The 5,022-nt window shown below is 63.3% G+C and carries 2 protein-coding genes, 1 tRNA gene and 1 pseudogene; 1 reads left to right on the plus strand and 3 read right to left on the minus strand.

Annotated elements, in window-relative coordinates:
- Positions 1–40: 40 nt before the first annotated feature.
- Positions 41–117, plus strand: a tRNA-Met gene (locus KUW17_RS23055).
- On the opposite strand, the gene KUW17_RS23060 is transcribed toward KUW17_RS23055, so the two are convergent.
- From KUW17_RS23060 to KUW17_RS23070, 3 genes and pseudogenes are all read right to left on the minus strand, one after another.
- Positions 74–1,774, minus strand: a complete 1,701-nt coding sequence (locus KUW17_RS23060) for a recombinase family protein (RefSeq protein ID WP_222482636.1) — start codon at positions 1,772–1,774, stop codon at positions 74–76. The two genes, KUW17_RS23055 and KUW17_RS23060, sit on opposite strands and share 44 nt — an antisense overlap.
- A 562-nt stretch (positions 1,775–2,336) precedes the next feature.
- The gene (locus tag KUW17_RS23065) at positions 2,337–4,568 is read right to left on the minus strand and encodes an AAA family ATPase (protein ID WP_222482635.1); all 2,232 of its coding nucleotides are present in this window, start codon (positions 4,566–4,568) and stop codon (positions 2,337–2,339) included.
- A gap of 86 nt (positions 4,569–4,654) precedes the next feature.
- Positions 4,655–5,022 (minus strand): annotated as a pseudogene (locus KUW17_RS23070) (GIY-YIG nuclease family protein); the annotation flags it as partial.

The raw sequence follows: 5,022 nt of genomic DNA on the forward strand, positions 1-5,022 counted from the left end.
AAAATCCAAACATCTCTCTAAACGATACAAAAACACCTGACGCGGGATGGAGCAGCCAGGTAGCTCGTCAGGCTCATAACCTGAAGGTCGCAGGTTCAAATCCTGCTCCCGCAACCAACGTTTCCGACCAAGCCTCCGCAAACAGCGGGGGCTTTTTCGATTCAGCGCTCCCCAAGGACATCAGACCAGCCAATTCCCCAACAAGTTCAAGCTGATGACCGCCCGGCGCTGCACCGTCCGGAACCATCCGCACCTCCGAAATCAAAGCCCGCAGCGACGCCGTCGCCTCCCGCCGCACCTCTGGCGCATTCAGGGACCCAGCCAGATCTTCGATCAGCTCCCGGTACCGCGCCGACAGGCTCGGGTGAAGCCGCAGGGCAGGGGGTTCCGGGTTGTCCGCGATGACCGCCTCCAGGCGGGCCTTCTCTCCCTCCAGCTCAGCCATCTTGTCCTTCATCGAGGCGGTGTACATGCCGTCCTCGATAGCTGTCAGGATGTTGGCGATCCGGCTCTCCACCTTTTTGAGGGAGTGTTCGGCCTTCTGCCGGTCCTGGCAGGCCCCCGCGGCGGCGTCGTTGAAGGCTTTACGGTATTCCTCCGCGAACTGCGCCAGCAGGTCCGGCGCCAGCAGGCGCTGCTTCAGCCCGGAAAGCACCCGCTCTTCCACTTCTGCCCGGCCGATGGTGGCGCGGTTGGTGCAGACCGCAGCGCCCTTGTTGCGGGCCCCTGCGCAGCCATAGCGCGTCTTGTTGATCAGCGTGTAGCTGGCGCCGCAGCAGGCGCAGCGCAGGAGGCCTGACAGCAGATAGGTTGGGCGGCGCGCGCGTTCCAGCTTCGGCCGTTCCGTCAGAACACCCGCCGGGTTCATCGCTTGCCGCACCTCCCCCTGGCGGGTCTTCACCGCCTGCCAGAGCTGGTCATCCAGAATACGCAGGCCGGGGACATCCTCCGTGATCCAGTCTTCGGGCGGATTGAGGCGGGACAGTCGTTTCCCGCTGTCGGGGTTGGTATCGTAGGTCAGCCGGTTCCAGACCAGGCGCCCGATATAAAGCTCATTGTTCAGGATGCCGGTGCCGCGTTTGATGTTCCCGGCAATCGTCGAGGGGTTCCAGGTGCCGGTTCCTTTGCCGCTCTGCGGGGCAGTTACACCTTCGGCATTCAGGGCAGCGGCAATCGCGCGGGCGGAAAGCCCGTCTGCGTAATCCCGGAAGATCCGTTTGATGACGGCGGCCTCGTCCTGTTCGACCTCCCGGTCGCCGGTGCTGAGCGTGCCATCGGGCAGGATCTCCCGCTTCACCCGGTAGCCGTAGCAAATGCCTCCTGCGCTTTTGCCCTTGGTGATACGCCCCTCCAGCCCGCGCCGTGTCTTCTGGGCCAGGTCCTTGAGGAACATGGTGGACACCAGCCCGCCGACCCCGACCTTCATGTCATCCAGCTCATTCTCCGAAGCCGTGTGGATTCTGACACCGAAGAAGTTCATGCGCTTCAGCAGGTTTGCGGAATCCGCCATGTCCCGCGACAGCCGGTTCTGGCTTTCGGCGGCAATGACGTCGATATCGCCGCGTTCGGCTGCCTGGATCAGGCGCTGGTATCCCGGGCGCAGGGCATTCTTGCCGCTGAGCGCGTGATCCGTGAAAACTTCCGTTACCTGCCACCCCTTCTGTTCACACAGGCGGCGGCACAGCCGGATCTGGTCCTCGACCGATGTGTCTTTCTGTTTGTCTGTTGAGTACCGGGCGTAGATGGCAGCGCGGAGACCGGGTGTTGCAGTCATGGTTTATTCCTTCGAAGGCGGTTTGCTCCTTTGTGCCGCGATGTCTTCCTGAGCAGCCTGGCGGGCAAGGAGCTGGATGATGTGCAGAAGCGGGTCCGGGCAGTTGGCCCGGCCGTTTGTCTGAGAAGTGCCGGAGTGACAGGCTGTCCCTCTGGAATTGACATAGCTCTTCTGGTCCCGTGCCATAGGCCGAGGTCTCCCGCCGCTCCCAGGCCGGTGCCCGGGGCGTTTTTTTGATGCTGCTGATCTGGCCGGGAACTGCCCCGGCGGCTGTTGGCTTCATCATATCGGGAGAGGGAGGGCGGCGGGCCCCGTGAAAGGGGGGAGATGCCGCCCCGGGGCCGGGTTTATGTGGACAACCTGCCGTTTGGGCCGGTTTGCTCGGGGACGGGGCGCTGAGGTGCGCGCCGTTGCGGCCGGACCGGCGGCGTTTGCCGCGCGGGCAAAACCTTTCCGAAAGGGAATTATCCGGATTTTGGGTCAACCGGTGCTTGCACCGCGGAAGTTTGCGCATAAGAATTGTGCAAACCTCGCGGCGGTGCGGCTTGGTTGGCGGGCGCATCTACTGGTCCAGGACCGGCTCCGGACCATTTTTGCGCGGCACATCGCGCAGCCAGGACCGGACCGCCTTGGTATCGAACTCTCGTTTCTGCACCAGGTCTGCAGCCATGTCCTTAAGCAGTTGTTGATGGGGGTACAGCAGCGCGCGCGCGTGGTCCTCGGCGTAGTCGAGCCGCTCCTGCAGGCGCTGGCGTTCGCAGGCCGTCAGGCGGGAGGGATCCTGCGGTCCAAACCAGCCATTGCCGAAGGCGCCTAAACCCAATTCGAAGTCCATCGCCAGAACCATACGCGCAGCTTTCCCGAGGTCGGAGGTGCCGCTGCCGCCAGCGCCCGCGGACACAGTATTAAAGATGAGCCGCTCCGCTGCCCGGCCTGACAAGTGGATGTACAGCTGACGGTCGAAATCCGCCGGCAGACCTGCGTTCGGGGGAACATCCCGCTCAATTGTGCCGCCAGATGGAGACAGGCTGATCCTCGTGATCGTCTCGCCGTAGCTCCACGAGGTGATGGCGTGACCGACTTCATGAATGGCGATGCGGTACAAGAGGTCTTGGTTCTCCTCCAGCTCCCTGACACCGAGATGGCGGCGCAGAAGCTGCAGATCGAGCGGGCAGCCGCTGTGCCGGGTTTCACTGCGGGCAGAGCGCACCGCGGCGTCCACGTCGGCGGCGGTTTTGCCAATGCTGTCCCGCGCCAGCTCCAACATCGCATCCTCGGGGAATGCGTCCTGCAGCCGCTCAGCAAGGAGGTGCTGCAGCATCGCCATGCTTGGCAACGGCATCTCGATCTTGATGTCAAACCGCCCGGCTCTCAGCACCGCGGGGTCGATGTGCTGCGGGTGGTTGCAGGCACCAACCACCATGATCCCTTCCTCCAGGCCGATGCGGTCCAGCTGCTCCAGGAGACCAGCGATCACCTGCGATCCATATCTGCTGCCGTGGGTGTCGCCGCTGGTGCGCGAGCTGATCGCGTCGATCTCATCGATGAACAGGATACAAGGCGCATTCTTCCGGGCTTCATCGAAGCTTCTTCGCATCGCGAGCAGCAGGTTGCCCAAATGACCGGCGCTTTGCCATTCCGCGCAGCTTGTTTGGACGTAATTGACCCCGGCGCTCCGGCCCATCGCGCGGGCGAGATGGCTTTTGCCTGTGCCGGGTACGCCGTGCAACAGCAAAGAATGGAGGATCTGGTCCCAGGCAATGCTGCCTTCGGCCCACATGTGCAGGTCTGCAACCAGTTGCCGGGCGGTGTCATAGGACCGGCCAATGCCTGTGATCTCCTCCCTCGGCGCGTGGGCTTCTGGTGGTGAAGCGGCAGCGGCAGCAAGCGCCTGGGACAGGCGTTGCGCCATCTTCTTCGCTGTGGGCGCACGCAGGGCAAAAGAGAGTGCGGGGGTGGAGAGCTCTTGCAACTGGCCGTTCGGGGGCAGCGCGGCACGGGCGGCGGCTTCATCAATGCGGCCCGTCCGGCTGTGGGTCTGACGCAGCAGGGCGATCAGAAAATCCGCGTCCACTTGCGGCACTGTCAGTTGATGACAGTGCTCCGCCACCAGCGGCGCCGGCAGTGCCATCTCATCCGGCAGGCAGATCCACAAGGGCTGGCTGTGCGCCAGACCCTTGATGATCAGATCCTGCAGCTCATCAATGTGTTGCTGTTCAATCGCACCATCGCGGGCACTGGGGACAGCGAGGGTCACGCGCTGAGGCAGCTGCACCTGGCGCCGGGCGTCATAGGCCTGCCAGCCCGGCGGCAGCAGGGCGTGGTTAAGGAGGTTTTCCACGCTTGAAAAACCGGAAGCAGGAACGTTTCGAAGGATCAGCACGGCGCCACGGGAAAGCTGCGCGTCCACTGCAGCCGGGGAGCCTAAGGCCGCGGCGATCCGCAGCAGCAGAAGCAGCTTGTCTGCCGGCAGGTCTGTGCCCGGCAGCCATTGGCCTGTGTCGTCACAGGCATAGGGGTCTGCACCTTCCTGCTCCAGCGCTTCCCAGAGTTCCGGGGGCAGGTGCTGCACGTCCGAGTTCTCGCTCAGATGCTGCAGCAAGGAATGGGGTTGTTCCGGGGGCGTGGACACAAGCGGCTCCCCGGTGCCAGCACTGCCGTCTGGCGCGTCTTCTTTGAGTGTCTTGCGCCGTGTCTGTTGCAGCTCTTCGCAGTAGAGATGATAGCGGCGGGCGCAGTCTTCGGCGAACTGCCACCAATCGGGGCGCGCGGGGGAGTGGTTGGATTGGTTCATGGCAAACCTCCAGTGAACAGGCAAAGAGGATCGGGCGCCTGGCAGAGCCGGGCGTGAAACAGTTCGGAAATTGAAGAGGGGGGCGCTTAGGTGTCTTCTTCCGCTCGGATGGCGTCGAGCATCGCGAAGATCACCTGGGTCGCATCGGCGAAGTAGACCTCGCTTTTGACGCTCAGCTCTTCTGCGTAGAGGTCTGGCGGCGCGACGCTGTCGGGGTGCTCTGCCTTCAGCCGCGCATGCAGGCCTTTCTCAATTTGCACAGCTGTGTGGCCGGAGCTGATGGGAACTGTCCGCAGGACCTGCGCCTCCGTCTCCTTGGTCTTCAGAAGTTGGTGGTAAAGGCGGGAGACGGGATCGCGGCTGTAGCCGAGTTTGATCAGCTTGGCACCTTTGGCGAGTTTAAGCTTCATGACGTAGAGAAAACTTGGCGCACTGCTCCAGCCCTCGCCGCAGT

It is taken from the genome of Leisingera aquaemixtae, assembly GCF_019801145.1.
In the GTDB taxonomy this organism is placed as follows: Bacteria; Pseudomonadota; Alphaproteobacteria; order Rhodobacterales; family Rhodobacteraceae; genus Leisingera; species Leisingera aquaemixtae_A.